This window comes from Eximiradius proteiniborus (genome assembly GCF_058546985.1).
Genome location: NZ_CM178592.1, coordinates 1184091 through 1211032 on the forward strand (window position 1 = coordinate 1184091; position 26942 = coordinate 1211032).

Here is a 26942-nt window from a genome sequence, read left to right on the forward strand (position 1 = left end):
TGATTAAGCATTTTGTTCTTTCATAATATTTCTATAAATCTCATCGTATTGAATAGCAGAATTTTGCCAGGAATAATTTTTACCCATATTTCGTTCGATTAAATCGTATAATTTATTTTTATCTGCATAAAGATTGAAAGCACGTTTGAAAGCGTTGGAGAAATCTTCGACATTATGATTTTTGAAAACGATTGAGTTGCCTTGTTCCTGATTTTCGTCTATATCGATTGCAGTATCAACGAAACCGCCGCTACTGAAGACAACAGGAATACTGCCATAAGCAAGCGAATAAAGCATATTCAAGCCAAAAGGTTCGTTTACAGCAGGAAGAAGGAAAAAGTCGGAACCAGCTTCTATTTGATGAGCAAGAGATTCATCCATACTGAAAATTACTTTAATTTTTTTGCTGTATTTTTTGGCTAATTTTTCGAGCTGTTTTTGAAGGTCTGCATCTCCAAGACCAAGAATAACCAATTGAAAATCTTTGCGAATAATTTCAGGAACAGTTTCGAGGAGCAAACCAATTCCTTTGGAGTTGTCGAGCTTGCTAATCATCGCAAAAATTGGCTTTTTGGGATCGAATTCGAGCCCAACTTTATTACATAATTCAACTTTATTATTATACTTAAAATCTTCGATATTGCCATCGAATTTAGAATGGATGTAATAGTCGTGAGATGGGTTCCAAGTGAATTGCTCGATACCGTTCAAAATTCCTTTAAATTTGCTGCTGTGTTCCTTGAAAACAGAATTAAGCCCGTTGGTATATTCTTTGTCGGAAAGTAAGATTTTAGCGTAATTTGGGCTAACAGTAGTAACAAAATTGGAATAGATGATTCCAGCTTTGAAAAGATTTAGCAAATTCTTGTGCTTGAACGAAGAGATACAATCTTTTGGCAAACCAGTTTTCGAAAACTCGCTCAGAGGAACAGCAGGATGCCCCTGAAGGTTATGAATTGTAAGCACAGTGCGGGTTTTCTTAAATTTATTCGGAAAGAGAAGTTTTAAATATGCCGGAATAATGGCAGTATGCCAATCATTGCAGTGAATAATATCAGGGAACCAACCGAGTATGAGGCAAGTTTCGACAACAGAACGAGAGAAATAAAGGAAACGGTCGAAATTATCTTCGAACAGTTTCCAGTCGGCTAAATTATGGTAAATACCTTTGCGGGAATCGAAAAATTCATAGTTTGTTGTGATATAAGCCTGAACTTTGTAGCGCGGGTTCGAGAGTGAAGAACTCTTTACAGTGGCTGGAAAAGATTGCTCACCAATTGAAATTGGAATATCTCGCAGACGGTTGATTTCGTGAATTTTGTTTTTTCGTTCCGAAACATTGCCATATTTAGGCGTCATAACACGAATATCGTGTCCGAGTTCCCTCATAGCAAGAGAATAAGAGTAAGCGAAATCGCCAATTCCTGATTCTTTTGCGTAGGGATAAATTTCACTGGTAACGAATAATATACTTAAAGGTTTTGCCATTTTATTTTTTGCGAATAACGAATATACAAGTTACAAAATTAATTAAACTTATTGACAATTAAAAAGTTTATTTAAATAATCAGGATAGATATGATAATTTGTGAGGGACCGGGTAAATTATTGAATTTGATTAAAAATTTTGAGGAATAGCAATTTGTTCGAAATAATGATAAAGGTCGATAAGTTCGGAAAGTATCATAGCGGTTGCACCCCAGAGAACTTCTGGTTTGTTCAGGTCCCAGCAAGGTATTTCAATAGTTTCGCCCAAAAACTGCCTTCGTTGCAACAAAATATTATCTTGTTGCACTAAAAATGAAAATGGAACTTCGATGATTTCTTCGACTTCACTTTTATTAATTACCCAATTATCAAAATTTGTAACCCCGACAAAAGGATGAATTAGCGAATTAGATGGAGGGACGTAAAGTTCGGAAAGATGTGAAATAACTTCAATTTCTTCGGAAGGTATTCCTATTTCTTCGAAAGTTTCGCGGAGAGCGGCCTGGAGCGGAGTTTCATTTTCTTCGATTTGACCGCCGGGGAAGCTAATTTGCCCGCTATGGGATTTAAGGTGCTGGCTGCGGAGAGTGAGCAAAACGTTGAAATCATTTATATTTATCGGTTTAAGTAAAATCATTACTGAGCTTTTTCTAATTTGCCTGCCGTTAGGAGAAAACACCCGGAAAGGGGTTCCGTTTTTTTTCGGAGCTAATTTTATGTGTGAGTTTAAACCGAATAATTTGTTATTGTTTTTTAGAAACTCTATAAAATTTGAATAATGATTTTTCATTATTAAAAGTAATTAATTTTTTACTAAATTAATGTATCAGTAATTTCAAAGAGAAAGACGTATTAATGAGAATTTCCTTTTACTTAATAATAATACTGCTGTTTCAACATATATCAATTGCTGAAAACAAAGAGATTATTGAGTATAAGTATCTGAGAAACAAGAAGTTTAACGACTCTTATCTTGATTTGTTTTTTAAAACAACACCTACGGGGCTTCCATCAAGCTGGCTTTTTGCAGACGAAAACTTTGTTTATAAAAAGAATAACAATCTTGAACTAATTCCAATAAACAGAACTAAACTATCCCGGTATCCTTACTTTGCATTCGAAGGTGTTCCGATTTATAATATAGTGGACGGAGGAATAGATTTATCAAAATTTGTGCTGTTGCCAAATTTTTTCTATATAGAACACGAAAGAGCCGATAGCAGCAGATTTCCAACAATTTCTGACTTCAACAATATTATATCCGATACTAATCTGAGGAAAAGCGCGACGAGTGTGAATATTGGAGCAGGGAACCAGCTTGGGAATGTATCGGGTAATATATTTGTAACACACAAGCAATTTAAATACTTTGTTTCGGGCAGTTTTCTTAATTCGCCGGGGATAATTGTTTCTGACAAAATTGCACCGAAAGCCCGAACCCATTTGAACTATCTGAACAACTCTGATTTTTCGCAAGGGAACTTATTTACAAAAATATATTTTGATAACGGAATTTCGCAGGTTGGGCTGAACGCATATTTTGTCGGCGGGAAAAAATCTATTCCGCCGATTATTGACAGCACGGATAAATACCAGAAATTTCCTAACATAAATAACATAATATTAAGCTTGGATTTCAACACACAATTCGATGAAGGAATAATTCTGTCAGGAAATTTGTTTTATAATAATCGCTACTCGAAAAGAAGCATATTCGATGATAGTTTATACAATAGCCAGAGGATGCCAAATTCGAGAGATGAAATATTTTATGGATATAATTACGGCAGTGTACTTGCTATTAAAACGAATTTATTTGATGCCGTTCCAACAAATATTTTATCAATATCGTATATAAGAGATATTTTTAATAGTAGAACAAAGAAATACTTTATTAAGAACAGATTTGAATCAGAGAATTTACAAATTAGCTTCCGGCAACCATTTCATTATGGGAGAATGTCTTTTTATCCGACTGCAAGATATATAGTGCAGAAGCCACTTTTTTCGAATATTGTATTTTATCACCAGACTTTGAAAGGTGTTGATTACAGAATAGATATTAATTACAGATATTCAGATGATTTTTTGATGTTTGCGGGAGCTTCGAGCGAGAATAGTATTATTGCGAACGAAGTAATTTTCAACAGCAAATCGATTGACTTTGAGAAAGAGCTATTTGCGAATGTAGGTTTTAAAATCAGAACGCCTGATTATGAATTAACCACAAAAGCATTTTATTCTATTCTAAAAAATATTATCGAATTTGATGAAGCTGAAAGAAGCTTTTACAACAATCGGGGTTCGCTTTTTAGCAAGGGAATTGATGCAAATTTAAAGATATTTTCAGATTTTGGCTATATTCTGATTAATTACACTTATAACGATTTGAATAAATTAGTGAATTTCGCAACAAAGCCTAAGCATATCGGAGAGCTGAAAATATACAATACTTATGAAATTGGGTTGCGGTGGATGCTCGAAGTAGAATATTTTTCGAATGAATATAACCTGACAGATAATGTTAATAATTTAGGAGTGAAGAATTTAATTCTGATGAATTTTCGAATGGGATACAGAATTATCAAAGAGAATGAAATATTTGCGGCTGCATATAATTTTCTGAACTCGAAGTATTATGTTTCGCAGACTTTGCCGGGAACAGGATTTAGTTTTTTTGTGGGCTTGCATATACATCTGTAAGTTTTATAAAATTTTGCCCCGACAATATCGTTATATAACTCAAAATTATTTTAATTTTTAATTGAGAAGTGATGAAAGTAATTGCATTTAATGCGAGCCCAAATAAAGAAGCGGGAACAACGGCACTAATACTTAATCCATTTTTGAAAGGGATGGCAGAAGAAGGTGCAGAAATTGAGCTGAAATATATATATGATTTGAAAATTGAACCGTGCCGTGAATGCACAAAAAATATAGATTTCGAGCCAGATTTGGATTGCAAAATAGACGATGACCTGAAGGAACTCTATCCGATGATGAATGATGCCGATTTGTGGATTTTTGCTTCGCCGAATTATCTCAATAGCGTTACATCTGGTTTGAAAAATCTTTTCGACAGGTTGGAACCTTTGTTTGTGCCACCACATATTTACGAAAACAATGCTTGCCACGATAAAATCAGGAACTCGCTCAAAAAACGCACAACACCGGGAAAAGTGCTTCTTATTTCCACTTGCGGCTTGTGGGGAATAGAAAATTTCGATGCGATAATTGAGCAGACACGGGCAGTGGCTGATATGCTTGGCAGAGAATATTTAGCTCCTATATTGAGGCCTCACTCAGGAGTGCTGACAACTCTTACAAATCTTGGCAAACCGGCAAGCGATATATATGAAGCCGCAGAGAAAGCCGGACGCCAGCTGATGAAGCAAGGTTTTGTGGATGAAGATTTGCTTCGGTATATTTCGAGAGAGTTGGTGCCGAAGGATTCTTTTTTGCACGAATTATCATTGCTTGTTAGATAAAAATTTGCAAAAAATAAAAAAAAATATTAATTTTGTAGTCTAATGCTCTGCGCCGGTAGCTCAGCTGGATAGAGCATCAGCCTTCTAAGCTGAGGGTCACTGGTTCGAATCCAGTCCGGCGTGCAAAGAAAAAAGGGACCGAGTCCCTTTTTTTTATTTTTCTTCCTCAATATTTAACAATATTAATCAGTTGTTCATTCTATTTTTTTACTAATATGTAATCAATTCAAATATTGCAGATAAACAGAAACAAGCAGATATTTTTCTGTGTTGTTGGAATAATTTTATCAAAAAAAAGAGGCTGCCCTTGGGGACAGCCTCTTGTGTTGTGTATGTGTTAGTTTATTGAACGTACCAATTAGTTCCGTCAGAGACAAGAGTAATCATTGAATTGTTAGAAAGTGAAAGAGATAGAGGAGTAATATTAATAGTATTTCCAGTTGCGTTGATAATATAGAGTATCTGACCAGCTGCACCAGCCGGGAGAGCAGAGATAGTGCCTGTTCCAGATGTTCCTGTTAGTTTAATAACAGAAGCATAACCAAAGTTAGAAAGATCAAAATCATCAGATGAATCAGGAGTTGGATCTTCTGTGTAAGATAAGAGGACACGACCTTGATTAACCTGAATAGCGGTGGAAGCGGATGTTAAGTTGTCATTATTCACTAAAATTGCCGGGTTACTATTAGATTCATTTGTAACTGTAATACCACGACCTGCTTTAGAGGAAAAGTATGCAGCATCGTCTTGATGGACACTAGCGGAATTATCAATAAACATCAAAGCGCCATCCTGATTCAGAGTATTAGATTGATTGGCAATTTTTATTGCAGCAAGAGGAGTACCGGATGTAATAACGCCAAATATTTGTGATTTCGGATGACTTAAATCAATTCTACCTTTAACTTGCATAGCTAAAGGATCGCCAGGACCAGTAGTATTGTTCTCGACTACGAGAGCATAGTTAGTGTTTGAATTATTGGAGATAGTAACAGCATTGCCAGTAGCGGTAGTAAATGAAGCGGCTTTGCCGGTACCATTGCTTGTAACGCTGAGCATAAAGTCGTTGTATGTAGCATTTGTGTTGGTTAAGCTAACAAAAGGAGTAATAAGAGTACTGGAACTGGCAACTAATCTGCTTGCATTGCCAAGGTTAATATCACCATTGGAAACTTCGATTGCACCATTAACTTCAACGGCAGGAGTTGGACCAGTTGAAGTAACAGAAAGAGCCGGGCGTGAGTTATCGTTTTGAATCTGAACATTGACGTCGGTTGCAGCAGAGCCGACAGTAACATCAGCAGCAAAAGTGGAAGCTGCATTTACAGTGAGGACATCAGTAGCAACATTGCCAACAGTAACATTGTTTTCGAATGTCCAGTTAGGAGTAATAGTAGTAGCAGTAGTTGTTTTAGCAGCAACCCAAACAGGATCTGATTCAGCAGCAGGGATATCGCTAAGGAGAGCGATTGTGCCATCGTTATCTGGGAGTGTGTAAGTTCTTGTTGTGCCAGCTGTGATGCCACTTAATTCAAATTGTGCTTGTTTTGTATTGTCGCTATTATCCTGTAGTGTGAATTTATCGTCTGTTGTGGCTATTGTCAATTCGTTTACTACCATTGCATCTGTGATGGAGTTTGCTGGAAGTGTTACTGTTCCTGTAGCTGTTAAATTTGTAAATGTAGCAGCTGCTGGTGTTGTTGCTCCGATTGGCGTATTTTCTATTGTGCCACCATCGATTGTCAATGCATTAGCAACATATGCATCGCCAATTACTGAACCATTCCAAGTACCTGTTGTGATTGTGCCTAATGTTGTAATATTTGTTGAGCCTGCCCATGTGGACAATGCTACGTTCTCTACGTTGCCTAAGCCTACATCTGCTTTGGTCGGTGTTGAATATGCAAACGCTCCGTTTCCATCGTTATGCAACCATCCTGCTGCATTTGCCAAGCCAGCTATTGAGGTTAAGTTTGTGTTCAATGGCTGAGCATCTGTAATTCCATAGCCTGCCAATGTTGTCGGTTTATTTGTAAGGTTGTCGAAATGCAATTGTGCTTGTCCGCTTGTTTGCATATTTGTCTTTGTGTAGTAATTTGTCTTGTCGGAATTCCATACCGGATCTGTTTCTGCTGGGATATCGCTGAGAAGGGCGATTGTGCCACTGTTATCTGGGAGTGTGTAGGTGCGGTCAGCAGTCAAAGCACCAAGTTGGAATGTACCAGAATTAGTACCATTTGAAATAGCTAAATTGCCTTCAACATATACGTTGCCAACTGCTTCGAGTGAGTTGCCAGCACCTTGGTTTTCAATAACAACGGCTGGAGCAGCAGAATTAACAGTAAATTGTGCAGCAGAGCCATTAGCAGCAGGGTTTGTAACAAAGAAAGCGTAGTCGTTAGCAACAGTAGCATTAATAGCTTGGCGAGCAGTCCAGGTGTTTTGGTTTGCAAGGTTGATGCCGAGCGGATTAGCTGTTGTACCATCGCCGGTAAGTGTATTATTTGAGTTAGTAACAACAGAAGTAATAAATGCAGGTGCATTTGCAATCTTTGACCAATCTAAACCTGTCAACCAGGATGGATCATTGTATGTTAAGTCTGTGCGTACTGCGTTTGTGATACCATAACCTTGAACTGTTGTCGGGGTATTGTTTACATCTGCCCAATCATGTTGATGTGCTGATGGTGGGAATGTTGCAGGAGTATTATTTATCTTTGTCCAATCTAAACCGGTTAACCATGCTGGATCATTATACGTTAAGTCCGTACGGACTGCATTTGTGATTCCATAACCTTGTACTGTTGTCGGAGTATTGTTTACATCTGCCCAATCATGTTGATGTGCTGATGGTGGGAATGTTGCAGGAGTATTATTTATCTTTGTCCAATCTAAACCGGTTAACCATGCTGGATCATTGTACGTTAAGTCTGTGCGTACTGCATTTGTGATTCCATAACCTTGTACTGTTGTCGGGGTATTGTTTACATCTGCCCAATCATGTTGATGTGCTGATGGTGGGAATGTTGCAGGAGTATTATTTATCTTTGTCCAATCTAAACCGGTTAACCATGCTGGATCATTATACGTTAAGTCCGTACGGACTGCATTTGTGATTCCATAACCTTGTACTGTTGTCGGAGTTGCGGTTACTTCACTCCATGGATGTGTATGTGCTGATGGCGGGAATGTGGCTGGCTCGTTCTGAATATAGCTCCAGTCGAGATTACCTTGGAATGAAGTAGCAATTACATCGCCTGTTACTTCAACGTCGCCAGTTGTGCGGAGAGCGATGCCAGTACCTTGCTGTTCAATTGTAACAGTAGCGTCTAATGCATTAATATTATTTGAGCTGAATATTGCAGCAACACCATTATTAGGATTAGAAATCTGAGCAGACAACAGAGTGCCGCTGAAGTTTGCATCAGAATTAGTAATAATAGCAGTACCATCAGTAATAGTATTGCCTGCTACTTGCAGAGCAGTACCAGTAGCATCATCCTGTTCAATAACAACAGTAGCAAAGTTTGGATTATCTGTATTAAAATATGCAGCGGAGCCGGTTGCATTTGGATTTGTTACAAACAAAGCGAATCCATTAGAAACATTTGCATTGATGCTTTGTTGAGCAGTCCAAAGATTATCATTAGCAAGGTTAATACCAAGAGGATTAGCTGTTGTGCCATCGCCGGTGAGAGTTGCATCAGTTGTAACAGTAAATGCAGGAGCATTAATTATCTTTGACCAATCCAAACCAGTTAACCATGCAGGATCATTGTATGTTAAGTCGGTACGGACTGCATTTGTGATTCCATAACCTTGTACTGTTGTCGGAGTTGCGGTTACATCTGCCCAATCATGTTGATGTGCTGATGGTGGGAATGTTGCAGGAGTATTATTTATCTTTGTCCAATCTAAACCGGTTAACCATGCTGGATCATTGTATGTTAAGTCGGTACGGACTGCATTTGTGATTCCATAACCTTGTACTGTTGTCGGAGTTGCGGTTACATCTGCCCAATCATGTTGATGTGCTGATGGTGGGAATGTTGCAGGAGTATTATTTATCTTTGTCCAATCTAAACCGGTTAACCATGCTGGATCATTGTACGTTAAGTCTGTGCGTACTGCATTTGTTATGCCATAGCCTTCTACTGTTGTAGGAGTTGCAGTTACTTCGCTCCACGGATGTGTATGTACTGATGGCGGATATGTCGCTGGCTTGCCATTTATCTTTGACCAATCTAAACCGGTTAACCATGCTGGATCATTGTACGTTTGGTCTGTACGAACTGCATTTGTGATCCCATAGCCTTCTACTGTTGTAGGAGTTGCAGTTACTTCGCTCCACGGATGTGTATGTACTGATGGAGGGAATGTGGTCGGCTTATTATTTATCTTTGTCCAATCTAAACCGGTCAACCATGTTGGATCATTATATGTTAAGTCGGTACGGACTGCATTTGTGATTCCATAACCTTGTACTGTTGTCGGAGTTGCGGTTACATCTGCCCAATCATGTTGATGTGCTGATGGTGGGAATGTTGCAGGAGTATTATTTATCTTTGTCCAATCTAAACCGGTCAACCATGCTGGATCATTATATGTTAAGTCGGTACGGACTGCATTTGTGATTCCATAACCTTGTACTGTTGTCGGGGTATTGTTTACATCTGCCCAATCATGTTGATGTGCTGATGGCGGGAATGTTGCAGGAGTATTATTTATCTTTGTCCAATCTAAACCGGTCAACCATGTTGGATCATTATATGTTAAGTCGGTACGGACTGCATTTGTGATTCCATAACCTTGTACTGTTGTCGGGGTATTGTTTACATCTGCCCAATCATGTTGATGTGCTGATGGCGGGAATGTTGCAGGAGTATTATTTATCTTTGTCCAATCTAAACCGGTCAACCATGCTGGATCATTATATGTTAAGTCGGTACGGACTGCATTTGTGATTCCATAACCTTGTACTGTTGTCGGAGTATTCTGAACATAGCTCCAGTCAATATTACCAGCTAATGTATTAGCAAATACTGTATCTGTAGCATTGACGTTGCCATTGATACTAACACTGCCATCGAAATTCAATGGGTCGCCTGGGTTAGCAGGTGGAGTGATAACTACAGTATTTGAGCCACTTCCAACAACAATTTGGTTTGTTGCATAGAGATTTGTAGCAAAAATGCTACTATTAACAATAATGTCGCCATAAGTTTTGATTGCAGGTTTATCTGGGTCTGAGCTTGTGTTGCGAACGATCAAAGTAGCATCTACTTCATCATTAGGATCAAGACTGCCGATAACCCATCCGGTCGGATAGCTTGTATTAGAAGTGATTTCAGCAGCACGACCAGTGCCACGGGAAGCTTTCAAAGCAAGGTTGTTTTCAGCAGCGATATTAAATGCAATATCATTTCCAGTATATGAATCAGCAAAAGGAATGAAAGGAACTTGATTAGCAAATGTCAAACGACCATCTTCGTCAACTGTAAAGGTTGGAATATGAGTTTTGTCGCCATAAGTGCCAGCATTAACACCAGTAGCAATAAGTTCTTCTGCACCGACAGCATTTTGAGCAATTTTATCTTTAGTAACTGCATCGGGAGCAATTTTTATATTAGTAACTGCATAGTCAGCAATTTTTTGAGTAATAACTGCTTCGTTAGCAATATTCCAATATTTCACAACATTTGAACCAAGTTGTGGATTTGGATATGTTCCAGTGAGGTCACCACCAGCAGGCCCACCTGGTATAAGTTGAATATCGTCAGCAAACATATCAGCAGTAATTTGTCCTTTTAATGCTGTTCTAACAGCAGCAACATTGAGTTGTGGATTTGGGTATGTTCCGGAAAGAACACCGCCGGCAGGTCCCCAAGGAATTGCCTGAACTCCGGGAGCTAATTTTGATTGAGTAATCGCGCCATCAACAACTGTTTCTGCTAAATAAGCAAATTGAGCAGTATCTGTTGTTGAAGCATACATTGAGTATGGAACCGAAGTAAGTTGAGTGCGAGGATAGGTTTTACCATCAACAGTGATCTGCACCCAATATTGCTTATCAAATTTGATAAATTTAGGGAATGGAGTTCTGCTACCGAGATATACATTGATAAAACCATTTTCAGCAGAAACATTTTGCTGCTCTACCCAAAGAGCACTGCCACCAGTTTGAGTTTCATAAATTTCGAAAGTGATAGGAACATTGCCATTAATCGGAGCATTGGTCCGGCTATCAAGCAATTGAGCCTGGAAGGTTATTACTTTCGGAACATTAGCATAGCTGACATTTGCAGCAAGCGAAAGTCCTAAAAGTAACACAAAAAGTGAAAGTAATTTCTTCATTTTGAAAACCTTAATAAATTGAACAAAATATATATTTGAATTAATCATCTTTTTCGCAGCTTATTTAACGATAACCATTACATTTCTCAAAGAATAAGCAGAACCTGAAGAAACACCTGAGCGTTCGGCAGGTTGAACAAGAAGTTCATAAATATATGAACCGCTCGGGAGGTCTAATCCTTGGCTATTGCGAGCATACCACTGAAAAGTATGTTCACCTTGCGTTTGGAAATCATCCTGGAAGACAATAATTTGATTGCCAACCATATCAATGATACGAAGAGTAACAAATGAATTACTTTCAAGATTATATTTGAAAGTAGTTACATTATTAACAGGGTTTGGGTAATTGGAAATCTGACTATTGTAAGTAAAGACAGGTTCGTCTACGCTTGTAACGAGACCTTCTGGCACCCAAAAGCCTTGATGAACAACGTTGCCAACCTCTAATTCTCCTTGAAGAATTGAGCGTTTGCCAATGATAGTTTGGCCAAATGCTCCGGACATTCTATAATCACCATTGCTAACACCAACAAATCCACCAGAAACAATAACCTGCTTTCTGATTTCGATTTGGGCATTTAGCGAATGATTAAAGAATGCAGAGCAAAATGCAATTATAAAAAAGCAAAGGAGAGCTTTTTTCATTACGGCTCCTCATAATTTATTGAAACAATATTTATTTTTTTCAACAATAAATAAGACAAAATCTATATCCAGCTTATTTAGACATACATAAAATCACAAAAAACACTACTCTATTGACTGTTAAAATAACAAATAATTTTAAAAATAAAAATAACAATTCTCATAAAATATAGAAATGTTACCATTATTAACACTTGTAAAATTATTTTGTTGCAGAATTCCTTATGCTGCGAACGAAAAATAAGTTTTTTATAAATAAAAGACAAATAAAAAAATTATTTTTGCATAAAAACCGGGTAAGAAATGAAATTAATTGGACTAATCGAAAATACTGCATTGCTATTAAGCATTGCAAAACGGAATCCTGCTCCAACTGATAAAGTTGCCGCTGAGTTTCTAAAAAGCAAGAGAAATCTTGGAAGCAACGACAGGAGGTTTGTTCTTGATATCCTGTTCGTTACATTGAGAAACCTAACATTAGTAGAACATCTAACTAATTTAATAATTAGAAACTCAAATATTTTCAATAATTTTTCAAAGAACGACAGTTTAAAGGCAAAAACAGAAGATGTTATCACAATAATTAATACACTTTTACTAATAGCATCGAACACTGATTTTAATCGATACTCAAATGTTTTCGAATACTTAAATCAAAAAGAAAAATCGTCTAACTCAGATATAAATAAACTGATTTTAGAAGTTGTTCAACATACATTTTGCTTAACGAATGATATTTTAACATATTGGAAAAAAAAATTATCTTTTAATTATGAATTAATTAAAAATTCATTATTAAATACAAATAATTACGACAATAATTTTGATATTAGTTTTTTGAAAAATATTGAATTACTATATTCATTTCCTGAATGGATAATGAAAGAATTATTAAAAAATAAATATGCAGACTTTGATTTTTTCTCAAAATTATCATATGCTTTTACTCAAAATGCACCAATTACTATTAGAATTACCAAACATAAAAACATTAAAATAGAACAAATTGAAGAAGAACTGGGTAAAAATAATGTCTCGATTGAAAAATGTAGCCTATCACCTGCTGCATACAATTTATCTAAAAGAATATTTTTAAATGAAAATCCATTATATAAAAACGGAAGCATTGAAATTCAAGATGAAGCAAGTCAATTAGTATCCTACGCTCTGGCACCAGAAGAAAACTGGGTGATTTTGGATGCATGTGCAGGCGCTGGTGGTAAATCTTTGCATTTAGCGGACTTACAAATGAACAGAGGTAAGATAATTGCTCTTGACAAAGAATATAATAGGTTGAAAGAAATTCCCAAAAGAGCAAAAAATGGAAATATTACAACTATTTTCCCTTATTTAGTTGATAAGCAAAACAATCCGATAATTGATGATGAGAACATAAAGCATTTTAAGAATAAATCATTTGACGCTGTGCTAATAGATGCTCCGTGTAGCGGTATGGGAACGCTGAGAAGAGATCCAATGAAAAAATATCGAACTACACCAAGACTTATTGAAAAACTTTCAGAAATTCAATACAGTATATTAGAACATTATTCGCAGTTTTTGAAAAAAGGCGGAGTGCTTGTTTATGCTACTTGCTCCATTATGCCTAAAGAAAACGAGGAAGTAGTAGAAAAGTTTTTATCTCAGCACCCGGAATTTGCTCCAAGCCCAATTGAGGAAGGATTTAGTAAATATGGGATAAACCTACCTGATTTAGGAAATAAATATTACTATACTTTTTACCCTCATAAATACGGCACTGATGGATTTTTTATAGCAAGAATGACAAAAAAATTTGATTGAAAATAATTAACCAAATAAACTATATAATAAATTAATTTTTTGTGTAACCATTTTAGTTTTAAAACGTAATTATAAATGAAAATTGTCTTAAAATTTTTTAATTTTAGGACAATTAGCCCTGCGATTGGGAGACGCAGGGCATTTTTGTAGCTATTAATTTTCGTTGCTTTCTTTTGAAATTTCTTCTTCTATAGGAATTGGATATTGGCAGGTAAAGCAGGCTGTGCAGTAGTCAATACCATCATCATACGGAACGGTTTCCATTAGTTTCGAAACGCTTAAATATTTCAAATCGTCAACTCCAATTGCTTTGGCTATTTCCGATTCTGAAGAATAATGATTAGCAATTAATTCTTCTTTGCTTGGGAAGTCCATTCCATAGAAACAGGGAGATACAATTGGCGGAGAAATAATTCTCATAGAGATTTTTTTGGGATTTGCATCACGAATAAGTTTAATCAGCGCTTTGGAAGTAGTTCCCCGAACTATTGAATCGTCAACAATTACTACGTGGCGACCCTCAATAAGTCCGCGAACTGTGTTAAACTTTGTTTTAACTTTAAATTCCCGATTATCCTGACCGGGAGCAATAAAAGTGCGTCCGACATAATGACTTCGAATTAACCCAATTTCAAATGCAGAAGGATATCCTTGCTCTGAATTTTTCTTTGCAAATCCCAGAGCGGCAGTATTAGCACTATCGGGAACGGGAATAATGAAAACTTTTTCATCATCATCGTTAGGAACAGGCGATTCTAGTGCCAAGTATTTGCCAAGTTTGCGACGTACTTTGTCTACACTATGACCATAGATTTTGCTATCAGGACGAGAAAAGTAAATGTACTCAAAAATACAGTGTTTAGCAACAGGTGTATTTTGAATAATTTTATAAGATTTAATATTTCCAGTTTCTAATGTATCATTATCAATTTCAATAAGTTCGTTATGCTCGACAGAACGTATATATTCAGCATTAACAATATCGAAAGCACAAGTTTCAGAGGCAACGATATAAGAATAACGATTATTATCCAATTTAATTCTACCGATGCTAAGTGGACGAACCCCGTGAGGGTCGCGAGCAGCAAAAAGCGATGTTTCTGTTAGAATAACAAGTGAATAGGCACCGTGAGCAATTTGCAAAGCTTCACGAATTTGTTCGAGATGAGTTTTTTTTCTGCTATGGGCGATTAGATGCATAAATAGTTCAGAATCAGTAGTAGTCTGGAAAATGGTGCCTTCGTCGATTAATTTTTTGCGTAGGCTCTTCGTATTAGTAAGATTGCCGTTATGAGCAAGAGATAATATTCCAGAATGGTATGTCATATTGAAGGGCTGAATATTAGCACGAGTAGATGAACCAGTAGTTGAATAACGATTATGTCCTATAGCTGAGGAACCAATTAAGACATCAGAAAAAATTTTGCTATCGGAAAAAACATCTAAAACAAGCCCTTCACCACGGGTATAAGCATAACGCATTTTTTTCTTTACTTCATCATAATAGAAAGTAGAAATACCAGCCGCTTCCTGACCCCTATGTTGCTGAGCGTGAAGAGCATAATATGTTATCAAAGCAGCCTGAGGATGACCGTAAACGCCAACAACTGCACAATTTGGACGAGCTTTATCTTCGAGAAACATTTCAATTATAACTTGCTTGTTATACAAAGGACAAATTTACTAAATGATTTTGAAAATATTATTAAAATAATCCTAATAGCCGTCAAATTCGAGACCGTGAATTTGAGGTAATTTAAATTGATGATTTCTGAAAGCAGAGAAAAATTGTTCGAAAGCAATGATTACTTCGCTGAATTTTTTTGTCTGATGATTGTAGGCAACGTCTATTCTTAAAATATGCTTAGGATTGTCAGATTTATTAAAGTGGAGGCGTAGCCCCGCACCAGTTGCAAGCAAGAATTTAGATTTACTCAATTTAGTTTCTTGCCTCCAAACTGTTCCCAAGTCAGCAAAGGAAACGAAAGAAAGATTGAAAATTGACAAAGGAATATCAGGGAAGTATCTAATTTCGGTGTTAGTAATAATTCGGTTGTCCCCTGAATTCTCGTAAAGTTTGTAACCACGAAGTCCTATATCGCTATCAAGAATTAGCTGACGAATTTTTTGCCAATTCCATACCGTTTGTTGTTGGATGCGAGTAGTGAGCACTAATTTGTCGAATATTTTATAAAACAAATTTCCATAGAATTCCTGATAAGTAAAGTAGCCCGATGCACGTTTGAATGCACTTGCACCAACTAAACGAGCAAAAACATATATTTTTTTTGTGTAAAAAGACTTTTCGCCTTCTCCTGCAACATAGTAGTAGCTCTCTCCCCTACTTCCGACAGGAAAAATTTTGCCTAAAATTGCACTTCCCCATCCACCAATAATTAAATCTTCGTAAAAATATGAATTAACATTATTAACAGTAAAAAAATCTTCAGAAATTGATGAGAAGCCAAAAAGTAGCTTCCCACAATTATCGAAAGCTCGTTCATATTCTGGTTTTTCTCGATTTGCCTGATGATATTGTCCAAGAACACTAAAGAAAACTCTATCCTGACGCGACCAGGCACGAGAGAACCAAACATCCACTTTTTTTTCATCAATTGTTGTTAGAATATGCTTAGCTTTTAGATAAATAAATTCATTTCCGTCATTAACGTCCGAACTAAAACCATACGAAAAATTGTCGTCAAGAGAAAGATACTGCTTTGCAAAAGAAAAATTATATGAGTTACGGAATTTGTTGGAAAGATACTGAGCATAAAGGCTGAAATCTGTTCTGAAGAAACGGCGTTGAGCAAGTTCGAATCGAGATTGCCAACCTATATTATTTTCTTTTCGGTTGAGAATTTCAGCGGAAACCTTTGTGCCTGTTCCTAAAAAGTTGTTTTCATCGATTGTTGCTCCATATTGCGAGAAACCACCGCCAGTTTTACCTTTTGGAATAGGATAGAGGGACCATCTGTCTTTTGTGAGAACATAAACATCGTATAAATCGGTGCTTATGCTGTCGAGTTCTATTCTAACATTAGTAAATAAGCCAGTAGAACGCAAGTTTCTCTCTGTTTCTAAAAGGTATTCTTCTGAAATAGCTGAACCTTTTCGAAAAAGCAATTCATCTTTGATAACGTATTCTTTCGTTTTAGTATGAAAAAAGTTCAAAAATGGAGCGGCGAAAAACCAATCTTTGTCGTTTTTTTCGAATACATCTCTACGCTGAATAATTATATCATTAACAACAATATTTTCAGAAAAAACATTTGCAAAACAGACAAACCAAAGAATTATTATTAATTTAGTTTTCATAGATATCCAACTAAGCATATACTATGCAAAAATAACATAAAAAGATAAATAAATAACAATATGTATCGTTTAAAAACATTGTTGAAATGAATAATTGATAATTATTTAAAAAAGATAGAAAATGAAATTAAGCTTTGATTTAGGACTTAGAAAGAAGAGCGAACTAATCACAGATGATTACCGTCTTGGAGAAAACCCGCAAAATGATTTAACATTATTATTAAATGAATGTAAGTTACATTTACCGAAATTTGATGAAAACCGCATAAAAAAAGCGTTTGAAATGTGCTACAATGCACATTTGAATAAATTGAGGAAGTCGGGAGAGCCTTTTTACACTCATCCATTAGAAGTAGCACGAATAGTAATGAGAGAAATACCGCTTGATGAAGATGCGGTAGTTGCGGCACTTTTACATAATGTAGTTGACGAGGGCGAATTATATAGTTACGATGATATCAAGCACGAATTCGGGGTTGAAGTTGCACAAATTGTGGATGGAGTATCAAAAATAAAATATGTCGAGAGCCAGCATATAAATAGTGAGGTGCAAGCCGAGAATTATCGTCGGCTTTTACTTGCATTGTTTAAAGATGTGAGGATAATACTGATTAAGCTTGCAGATAGATTGCACAATATGCGAACTCTGGAATCACTAAACAAAGAAAGTCAGGAACGAGCCTCGCGAGAAACCCTGGAAATATATGCACCATTTGCAAATAGATTTGGATTAAGAAACATAAAGTGGGAATTAGAAGATTTAGCTTTCAAGTATTTGCATCCGGATAAATATGAAGCAATAAGAAAGGCGTTGCAACTAACCCGAAAAGAGCGTGAAGAATACATTGTAAAATTCATCGAACCGATTGAAAAAGTGTTATCAAAAGACGAATTATTGAAAAAGCTGAAAATAAAATATGAAATAACAGGTCGAGCAAAGCATATATATTCAATATATAATAAAACCATATTAAGGCAGAAATCTATTGATGAACTGTATGATTTATTTGCTGTAAGAGTAATTCTTGATACGGACGATAGGAATATGTGCTTTTATGTTTACGGTATTGTTGCCGGGATTTATCCACCAGTGCCAGAAACTTTTAAAGATTATATATCAGCACCCAAAAAAAATGGCTATCAATCAATTCATTCGGCTGTAGTCGGACCAAGCAATAAACCTGTTGAAGTGCAAATTCGGACACGTCAAATGCATCTTGTATCGGAAAAAGGTGTGGCAGCTCATTTCAAATACAAGAGCGGAGTAAAATCGAGTTCGTTAATAGAAGATGTGCATTTGCAGAAATGGATGGACGATGTCCGTGAAATATTTGAAAATGCAGGCGATGAAAAAACACCGGAATTATTGGAATCAGTAAGACGGAACTTGTTTATTGAAGATATTTATGTTTTCACACCTGCAAACGAACTTAAAAAATTGCCGAGAGGAGCGACTGCATTAGATTTTGCATTTGAAATTCATACAAAAGTAGGTTACCACGCAATTGGAGCAAAGATAAATGGGCGGGTTGCACCACTATATTATAAGCTTGAAAATGGTGATAGAGTAGAAATACTTGTTTCGAAGAACCAAAAACCAACAAAAGAGTGGCTGAAATGGGTAACAACCGGCAAAGCAAGCCAAGCGTTACTTAAATATATAAGAGATGAAATTAAGAGATATGAAGCAGAAGGTAAGCAAATTTGGACTAACAAATTGAAAGAACTGGGTATCACATTAAACGACGATGAAATCGAGAAACTGCTTAAATCATTGAAATTTATTCATATTTCAGACTTCTATGCTGCACTCGCAGATAAAACTGTAAATCAAGCAAAAATCAATGATTTCTTACTGAGGAAAGTTCAAGAAATTCAGAATGATATTCCTGTTACTGATGAAATACAATCATTGTTTAGTAAAATTCCGAATTTGGAAATTCATCCAAATATTACATTAACATATGCAAATTGTTGCAATCCGAAGCCCGGAGAAGATATTATTGCTGTTAAATTAAATAAAAATTTTGCAACAATTCACAAGATTGAATGTTCGAATGTAGAAAAAGTCTTAAATACACATAAAGAAGATTTAGCAAAAGTATCGTGGGAAGATTTGCCTGAAAAATCATTCCTAATAGAAATACGTGTAATAGGCGACGACAGAGAATATATGCTTCAAGACATTACTGCTTCTATAATAAAATCCGGAAATGCAAGCATTAATAGCGTAAACATAAATACTATAGATACTATTTTCGATGGTGTAATTACGCTCAAAATTAATAATAAATCAAATATAAACAGGGTGTTAGAAGAAATATTAAAAATCAATGGGATTAAACAAGCTGAGGTCGTCAAGTGATGAGAAAATTAATTAAAGGAATATTTCTTAATCCCAAATCAGATTATTCAGTAGAAGTATTGAATAATTATTATTTATTAATAGACAACGGTAAGATAGAACAAATTGAGAAAAACATTGAAATAAATGAAGTTGCTTTTGATGTTTTTTACGATTTTGGGGATAGAATAATAATTCCCGGAATGATTGATTTACATACACATATTCCACAGTTCCGTGCAGCCGGGATTGGAAAAGGTGAATTATTAGAATGGCTTGATAATTATATTTTTCCACTTGAAGCAAAATTTTCAGAAAAATATTTCGCTGAAGATAGCACAAAGTTGTTTTTCAAGCATCTGATAAGTAAAGGAACTACAACGGCTGTAATGTATTCGTCGCCTCAGAAACAAGCTTGCGAAACCGCTTTTGAAATTGCTGATGAATCGCAAGTTCGGGCATATATAGGATTGCCTTTGATGGACAGGAACACACCAGAAATACTTGTTCAGAACACAGAGCAGGTAATTAACGATATTTTTTCAATTGCAAAAAAGTGGCATAAAAAAAACAAGTGCGAATTTGTGCTAACACCACGATTTGCATTATCCTGCACAGAGGAATTATTACAAAAAGTAGGAGAAATTGCAGAAACTGACAATTTTTTTGTTCAGACACACCTTGCTGAAAATAAAAAAGAGGTGCAAGAAGTAAAATTACAATTTCCTGATATTGAAAATTATACAAGCGTCTATGATAGATATAATTTGCTCACACCGAAGACGTTACTTGCTCATTGCATATTTCTTAATGATGAAGAAATTGAGAAAATTAACGAAAGAAACTGTATAATAGCCCACTGCCCTACTTCGAATAAATTTTTAAGAAGCGGAATAATGAGAGCAAATAAATATATAAATGCCGGACTTAAAGTTGGATTAGGTACGGATGTAGCAGGTGGCTACTGCCTGTCGATGCTAAACGAAGCAATGGAGGCTTGCGAAGTATCGAAATTATTGTCGGTTCAAAATGAAATGCACGACGATGTTCTTGAAGCAGAAAGTGCATTTTGTTTATCAACAATTAAGGCGGCTGAATTTTTAGAAATTTCGGGAGAAGTCGGAAATTTTGAAATCGGGAAGAAATTTGATGCGGCAGTTTTTGAATTATCGGAAGTCCATAAGATAACAGAACTAAAAGAAGATGAACTGTTAAGGGCATTGATGTATAAAATTGACAACCGAACTGCTAAGGCAGTTTTTATTGACGGGAATTTGGTTTATCATAAATAGAGGATAAAATGAAAAGTTTTCGCAAAGAATTATGGTTCAACACAAGAAACAGGCGCGAATTTATAAACATTACGCGTCAAGTGGAGGAATGCGTCAGAGAAAGCGGAATAAAAGAAGGGCTTGTGCTTGTGAATGCAATGCATATAACAGCCTCAGTTTTTATTAACGACGATGAATCGGGTTTGCATAGTGATTTTGAAAGATGGCTTGAAAGATTAGCACCAGAAAAGCCATATGAGCAATATGCTCATAACGGTTTCGAAGATAATGCTGACGCACATTTGAAACGCCAGATAATGGGTAGAGAAGTCGTTGTTGCAATTACAGACGGAAAACTTGATTTTGGACCGTGGGAACAAATTTTTTATGGTGAATTTGATGGGAAGCGGCGTAAACGCGTATTAGTAAAAATTATTGGTGAATAAAATAATATATGAAAAATAAAGTTTCTTATTGAATTGTATAAGATTAAAAAAAAACAAAAAGGCTGTCCTGAAAAACTCAAGACAGCCTAAATTATTTAAAAAGTAACATTATTCTTCTTTCTTTGCGCGCATTGTTTCCCAAGCAGAATAAAGCATAAGGAGAATGAACATAACAATGGCGAGCCATTCTCCACCTTTCGAGCCATTTGCCCAAATATCCAAGCTTGCATCAATTTTAAAGAATTTAAGCAAAGCACCGAATACACCAAACAAAGCAGCTCCGGCAATAAATCCAGAAGCGATAAGAGTTGCTCTTTGGTGACGAGCATTTACTAAATCTTTGTCTTGTGAGGAACGACCTACAAGATAAGAGAGAAAACCACCAACAATAAGAGGTGTGTTGAGCTGCTGAGGAATAAACATACCAAGAGCAAAAGCAAGTGGAGAAATACCAATCATATTCATCAGAATAGAAATAATTGCACCCACAAGGTAAAGCGTCCATTTAATATTTGGATTAGGAGACATAAGCGACTGAATAACAGCAGCCATAGCGTTAGCTTGAGGAGCAACCAGCGGGTCAGCTTTTTGCACTTCGTCCTTGTATTTAGCAGCTAAGTCCGGAGTAGCTGTGTTGTTGTGAACTGCTTCGATTTGCTCTTTTGAGAACTTACCTTGATTTATCAGATAATCATCAGCAGTAAAGCCATAAGAAGAATTAAGCATAAAGATAACTAAACCAACAGTAGCAGCAGAAACAAGGGTTCCCAAAAACTTCCAAGATTGTTGTTTTTTCGGAGTAGAGCCGAGCCAATAACCAATTTTCAAGTCAGTAATAAATCCACCAGCCATAGACAAAGCAGTGCAAACAATACCACCAATAATGAGAGCGCTAAGCATTCCTTGTTTGCCGGTGAGCCCGACTTGAGCTAAAATAATGGAAGACAAAATCAAAGTCATCAATGTCATACCGGAAACCGGGTTCGTTCCGACAATAGCAATAGCATTGGCTGCAACAGTAGTAAAAAGAAAAGCAATAATAACAACAGTAAAGAGAGCAACAACAGCCTGCGAAATAGTAATATTAATTCCAGTTGCAAGGAAGATAAAAATTGCGATTATTGTAAGAAGGCTAAACATAACAACAAAGGTCATTTTAATGTCGCGTTGAGTGCGAATGTCTTCTGCGGAGGAATCTTTTTTCCCTTTTCCGGTAATACCATTGTAAGCAAGCACAAAAGCGCTTCCAATGATTTTTGAAGATTTAAGGATACCGATGATACCAGCCATAGCGATTGCACCGATACCAATATGGCGAACGTAATCACGGAAAATTACTTCAGGAGACATTGTAGCGAAGATATTAGTTCCGCTGCCAGCAGCAACACCACCGATGTAGCTTACCAAGGGGATAAGAACCCACCAAGCGAGCAACGAACCAACAGTTATGATAGTTGCGTATTTCAAACCAATTAAATAACCGAAAGCAACAATCATTGCAGAAATGTTAAATTGGAATACTAATTTAACTTTTTCAGCAAGGTATTCGCCGGCTGCAACAACGCGAGAAGTAAACACTTCTTCCCATAAACGAAGAGTAGAGAACATAAAATCGAAAAGACCACCGACCAAACCACTGGTGATTAAAATACCTGCTTGATTGCCACCTTTTTCGCCTGTAACAAGAATTTCTGTTGTAGCAGTAGCTTCGGGGAATGGGAATTTCCCGTGCATATCCTTAACGAAATATTTTCTGAAAGGAATAAGGAAAAGAATACCAAGAAATCCACCTAACAGTGAGGAAAAGAAAATCTGGAAAAATTTGACGTCAAGTTTCAAAATATAAAGAGCCGGAATGGTGAAGACAGCCCCAGCGACAATAACACCGGAGCTAGCACCGATAGACTGGATAATAACGTTTTGTCCGAGAGAATTTTTTTTCTTAGCAAAGTTAGCAAGTCCAACAGCGATAATAGATATTGGGATAGCTGCTTCGAAAACCTGCCCAATTTTAAGTCCGGAATATGCTGCAGCAGCAGAAAAGACTACTGCCATAAAAAGCCCCCAAAAGACAGACCAGAGTGTAACTTCCGGAAACACCAGATTGGCAGGCATCACTGGATGATATTCTTCGCCGGGTTTGAGCTCACGATGAGCATTTTCAGGCAATCCACTTTTACCGATTTGACTTTCCATTTAATCTCCCAAGTAGTTAAATTGATTTTTCAACATATATTTTGCAAAGTTCAATCATTGTTTCAACTGTTTTTTGCAGAGCATCTATAGATACCCATTCAGTTTTTGCGTGGAAATTTTGACCACCAGTGAAAATATTCGGTGTAGGCAATCCCATTTCGGTTAGGCGAGAGCCGTCTGTTCCACCGCGAATAGGTTTCCAGTATGGTTTGACACCTGCGCGAAGAGCAGCTTCCCAGAGATTATCCAATACTTCCGGGCATTTTTCGAGACTATCGAGCATATTTCTATACTGGAATTTGACTTCCATTTCGATTTTAGTTTTAGGATGTAACTTCTGAACTTCGTCGATAATGTTCTGCAAAATTTTCTTTTGTTCTTCGAGACCTTCGGTGCGAAAATCACGTAAGAGAATTTTAAGCTCAGTTTTGGAAACACTACCTTCGATATTATGTGGATGAATGTAAGGTTCGTATCCTTCTGTAGTTTCGGGAGACATATTTTTTGGCATACGAGCGATAATATCAGCCATCGCACGAATTGAATTAACCATAACATCTTTGGCACTGCCGGGATGAATATCTCTACCGAAAGTGCGAATAATAGCGGCATCGGCGCTGAAAGTTTCTTTGTTGAGTTCGCCGGGCATATCTCCATCAATCGTATAAGCGTATTTCGCACCAAATTTATCTATGTTAAAGTATTTAGTTCCTTGCCCAATTTCTTCATCAGGAGTAAAGCAGATACGAATATCGCCGTGCAAAATATCATTATTATTCAGAAGAATTTCAGCAAGTTGCATAATAGCGGCGACTCCGGATTTATCGTCAGAGCCTAAAAGAGTTGTTCCATCGGTAGTAATGATAGTATGTCCGAGGCATTCCTGAAGCTTAGGGTTCTCTGCTTCAGTGATAACGATGGAGCTATCGGCAGGAAGAACAATATCGCCACCTTGATAATTTTCTATAATTTGAGGATTAACATTTGCACCGCTAACATCAGGAGAAGTATCAACGTGAGCAACAAAGCCGAGTACGGGCACTTTTCCATAAGCAGGATGGTCTGAAGGTATGTTGGATGGAATGGTCGCCATCAAATAGCAATTATCATCAAGTTCGGCATTTTTTATACCCAAATTATTGAGTTCTTCTAATAGGATTTTTTGTAAATCAAATTGTTTCATTGTAGAAGGAAAAGTTTCGCTGTTAGGGTCGGATTGAGTATCGACTTTTACATAGCGGAGAAATTTCTCAATTAGTTGCTGTTTCATAATTTACCCTAATAATAATTAGTAAAAAATACAAAATAAAGAATGTTAAAAATATGAAAAAATTTTTTAGTTTGCTTAAATATTTTGGAGAAAATTTGTTTATATGATATACAAACGAAAAATTACTTTTATTCTACTGTTTCTTGGTGCAAGCCTGATTAAATTATTAGCAGGCGAACCAATAATACTTGAATATAGTGATGCCTTGGTCGGCGAGCAAGACAGCTTGACAAATGTGAGGAAACTTGTTGGGAATGTGCGATTAAGGCAAGGAAACGTTCGAATTACCTGCGATAATGCAATACAGTATATTGGGTTGAATAAATATGATTTGATTGGTAATGTCGTAATCAAGCAAAATACAATAATGCTAAAATCGCCAATAATTAATTATGATGGGAATTCTTACATAGCAACTGCACAAAATGGTGTAAAAATCACTGACCGAGAAACGAAATTATCTGCCGATTATGGGACATATTCGACACAAACTTTAATTGCAAATTTTGCCGGGAACGTTGTAGTAGAAGATGATTCTACGATAATATATTCGAATTACGTTACGCATAACAGAAATAACAGAGTATCGAATGCTTGGGGAAATGTATTAATCATAGGCAAATATACGAATGCGAAATTAGCTGGCGATTCAGTTGTAAATATTCCAATGCAAAATTTATCGGAGGTATTTGGAAATCCGAAGCTTTTGCAAATTGATACAAATGATGTAAACAATCAAGACACATTGTTTATTTCTGCGAATAAGATGGAGGCTATTCGGGAAGAAGGAAACGAGAGATATATTGCTCAGGGCAACGTTGAAGTAATAAGAAACAATCTACAAGCAAGAGCAGAAAATACGGTTTATTACAAAGCAAAAGATATGATTTTTCTTGAAAAATTCCCAATTTTATGGTATGATTCGACGCAGCTTTTTGCTGATACAATTATTGTGCAATTAGAAAGCAATAAATTAAAAAGAATTGATGCTATTTCGCGTGCTTTCAGTGTGAGCCTGAATGATACAATGAACCTTGCAAGAAAAGATCAAATGTCTGGAAAGATCATAACGGTCGAATTTGAAAGCGACACACTGAAGCAAATTGTTACCGATGGCAATGCTCGTTCGTTGTATTTTATTGAAACAGACGAACAGCCTGATGGGTTAATAAGTGTAAGTGCAGACAAAATAACAATTGAAGTAGTTGATAAAAAAGCGGAAAATATTATAATGATAAATAATGTTCCCGGTGAATATTTGCCTCAGCCATTGATTGTGAATGAAGAGGCTAAATATTATTTGCCCGGATTTAAATTTTCGCAGGATAGACCTCAAAGGATTGATTTTTCAATATTTGAATTAAAAAACCGAAATAAAAAAAAGGAGGAAAAATGAAGATTTGTGTTACTGGTGGAGCTGGATTTGTTGGCTCACACATTGTTGATAGATTAGTTGAAAATGGTTTTGATGTAACTGTAATTGATAATTTATCAACGGGAAAAATTGAGAACATAAATAAAAATGCAAAATTTATAGAATTAGATATAAATAATGAAAAAATACACGAAATTTTCGAAGAAGAGAAATTTGATGTTGTTTATCATCAGGCAGCTCAGATGAATGTGCGTTTTTCAGTTGATAATCCAAAGGAAGATGCAGTAACAAACATTATTGGTAGTATTAATTTATACGAAGCGTGTAAAAATTCAGGTGTAAAGAAAATTATTTTTGCTTCGTCAGGTGGAACTATATACGGAGAACAGGTGCAATTTCCAGCTGACGAGGAGCATCCGACGAATCCGTGTTCACCTTATGGAATTGCAAAGCTTGCAAATGAAAAGTATTTATTTTATTACAACAATAGCTATGGAATAAAAACTGTGTCGCTACGATATGGAAACGTTTATGGACCAAGGCAAAATCCAAAAGGCGAAGCAGGAGTTGTAGCAATTTTCATTGGAAAAATGCTTACAGGTGAACAACCCATAATAAACGGCGACGGACTAATCACAAGGGATTATATATATATTGATGACGTTGTGGAAGCAAACATAAATGCACTTAATGAAAAGATTGACGGAATATATAATGTTGGAACCGGTATTGAAACAAACGTTAATACTATTTTCCATAAGCTTAAAAATCTAACAGGTGCAAATTGCGACGAATATCACGGACCGGCAAAAATTGGAGAACAAAGACGGAGCGTAATTTCATATTATAAATTAAAACAAGAATGCGGTTGGGAACCGAAAGTATCTTTTGATGAAGGTTTAATTAGAACAGTTGAGTATTTTAAACAGAACCTAAAATAA

The 26942-nt window shown here is 36.2% G+C and carries 16 protein-coding genes and 1 tRNA gene; 9 read left to right on the plus strand and 8 right to left on the minus strand.

Annotated elements, in window-relative coordinates:
* Positions 1-3: 3 nt before the first annotated feature.
* Complete coding sequence (locus ACY2LT_RS04945; RefSeq protein WP_491816735.1) at positions 4-1488, minus strand: glycogen synthase; 1485 nt, start codon at positions 1486-1488, stop codon at positions 4-6.
* 130 nt (positions 1489-1618) lie between these two features.
* Entirely contained in the window at positions 1619-2125 is a 507-nt protein-coding gene (locus ACY2LT_RS04950) for an NUDIX hydrolase (RefSeq protein WP_491816736.1), read from the minus strand.
* 218 nt (positions 2126-2343) lie between these two features.
* Between ACY2LT_RS04950 and ACY2LT_RS04955 the strand changes: the two genes are divergently transcribed.
* From ACY2LT_RS04955 to ACY2LT_RS04965, 3 genes are all read left to right on the plus strand, one after another.
* Positions 2344-4191 carry a TonB-dependent receptor gene (locus ACY2LT_RS04955; RefSeq protein WP_491816737.1) on the plus strand — a complete coding sequence of 616 codons (1848 nt, stop codon included), beginning with the start codon at positions 2344-2346 and terminating at the stop codon, positions 4189-4191.
* A 71-nt stretch (positions 4192-4262) separates the two neighbouring features.
* Positions 4263-4976: a flavodoxin family protein gene (locus ACY2LT_RS04960; RefSeq protein WP_491816738.1), complete on the plus strand. Its 714-nt coding sequence runs from the start codon at positions 4263-4265 to the stop codon at positions 4974-4976.
* 49 nt (positions 4977-5025) lie between these two features.
* Positions 5026-5099, plus strand: a tRNA-Arg gene (locus ACY2LT_RS04965).
* 219 nt (positions 5100-5318) lie between these two features.
* Here the strand turns inward: ACY2LT_RS04965 and ACY2LT_RS04970 are convergent.
* Complete coding sequence (locus ACY2LT_RS04970; RefSeq protein WP_491816739.1) at positions 5319-11330, minus strand: DUF8740 domain-containing protein; 6012 nt, start codon at positions 11328-11330, stop codon at positions 5319-5321.
* A gap of 60 nt (positions 11331-11390) precedes the next feature.
* Positions 11391-11978 carry a T9SS type A sorting domain-containing protein gene (locus ACY2LT_RS04975; protein WP_491816740.1) on the minus strand — a complete coding sequence of 196 codons (588 nt, stop codon included), beginning with the start codon at positions 11976-11978 and terminating at the stop codon, positions 11391-11393.
* A gap of 303 nt (positions 11979-12281) precedes the next feature.
* Here ACY2LT_RS04975 and ACY2LT_RS04980 point away from each other — a divergent pair, with 303 nt between their 5' ends.
* Positions 12282-13781 (plus strand): RsmB/NOP family class I SAM-dependent RNA methyltransferase, encoded by a 1500-nt coding sequence (locus tag ACY2LT_RS04980; protein ID WP_491816741.1) that lies wholly within the window; start codon positions 12282-12284, stop codon positions 13779-13781.
* A 153-nt stretch (positions 13782-13934) separates the two neighbouring features.
* Here ACY2LT_RS04980 and purF read toward each other — a convergent pair whose 3' ends face one another.
* Positions 13935-15425 carry an amidophosphoribosyltransferase gene (gene purF / locus ACY2LT_RS04985; RefSeq protein WP_491816742.1) on the minus strand — a complete coding sequence of 497 codons (1491 nt, stop codon included), beginning with the start codon at positions 15423-15425 and terminating at the stop codon, positions 13935-13937.
* Positions 15426-15497: 72 nt separating this feature from the next.
* A complete protein-coding gene (locus tag ACY2LT_RS04990) occupies positions 15498-17099 on the minus strand; it encodes a BamA/TamA family outer membrane protein (RefSeq protein WP_491816743.1) in 1602 nt (533 codons plus the stop codon).
* A 121-nt stretch (positions 17100-17220) separates the two neighbouring features.
* On the opposite strand from ACY2LT_RS04990, the gene ACY2LT_RS04995 reads away from it, so the two are divergent.
* The 3 genes from ACY2LT_RS04995 to ACY2LT_RS05005 are packed head-to-tail and all read left to right on the plus strand — an operon-like array spanning position 17221 to position 21160.
* Complete coding sequence (locus ACY2LT_RS04995) at positions 17221-19464, plus strand: RelA/SpoT family protein (protein WP_491816744.1); 2244 nt, start codon at positions 17221-17223, stop codon at positions 19462-19464.
* Positions 19464-20735 carry a guanine deaminase gene (guaD, locus tag ACY2LT_RS05000; RefSeq protein WP_491816745.1) on the plus strand — a complete coding sequence of 424 codons (1272 nt, stop codon included), beginning with the start codon at positions 19464-19466 and terminating at the stop codon, positions 20733-20735. Before ACY2LT_RS04995 ends, guaD begins: the two co-directional genes overlap by 1 nt.
* An 8-nt stretch (positions 20736-20743) precedes the next feature.
* The gene (locus tag ACY2LT_RS05005) at positions 20744-21160 is read left to right on the plus strand and encodes a secondary thiamine-phosphate synthase enzyme YjbQ (protein WP_491816746.1); all 417 of its coding nucleotides are present in this window, start codon (positions 20744-20746) and stop codon (positions 21158-21160) included.
* Positions 21161-21268: 108 nt separating this feature from the next.
* Here the strand turns inward: ACY2LT_RS05005 and ACY2LT_RS05010 are convergent, their stop codons facing one another.
* Positions 21269-23356, minus strand: coding sequence for an OPT family oligopeptide transporter (locus ACY2LT_RS05010; RefSeq protein WP_491816747.1), 2088 nt, complete (start codon positions 23354-23356; stop codon positions 21269-21271).
* A 16-nt stretch (positions 23357-23372) separates the two neighbouring features.
* The gene (pepT, locus tag ACY2LT_RS05015) at positions 23373-24626 is read right to left on the minus strand and encodes a peptidase T (RefSeq protein WP_491816748.1); all 1254 of its coding nucleotides are present in this window, start codon (positions 24624-24626) and stop codon (positions 23373-23375) included.
* A gap of 103 nt (positions 24627-24729) precedes the next feature.
* Between pepT and ACY2LT_RS05020 the strand changes: the two genes are divergently transcribed.
* Positions 24730-26022: an OstA-like protein gene (locus ACY2LT_RS05020; protein WP_491816749.1), complete on the plus strand. Its 1293-nt coding sequence runs from the start codon at positions 24730-24732 to the stop codon at positions 26020-26022.
* Positions 26019-26942 carry an NAD-dependent epimerase/dehydratase family protein gene (locus ACY2LT_RS05025; protein ID WP_491816750.1) on the plus strand — a complete coding sequence of 308 codons (924 nt, stop codon included), beginning with the start codon at positions 26019-26021 and terminating at the stop codon, positions 26940-26942. Before ACY2LT_RS05020 ends, ACY2LT_RS05025 begins: the two co-directional genes overlap by 4 nt.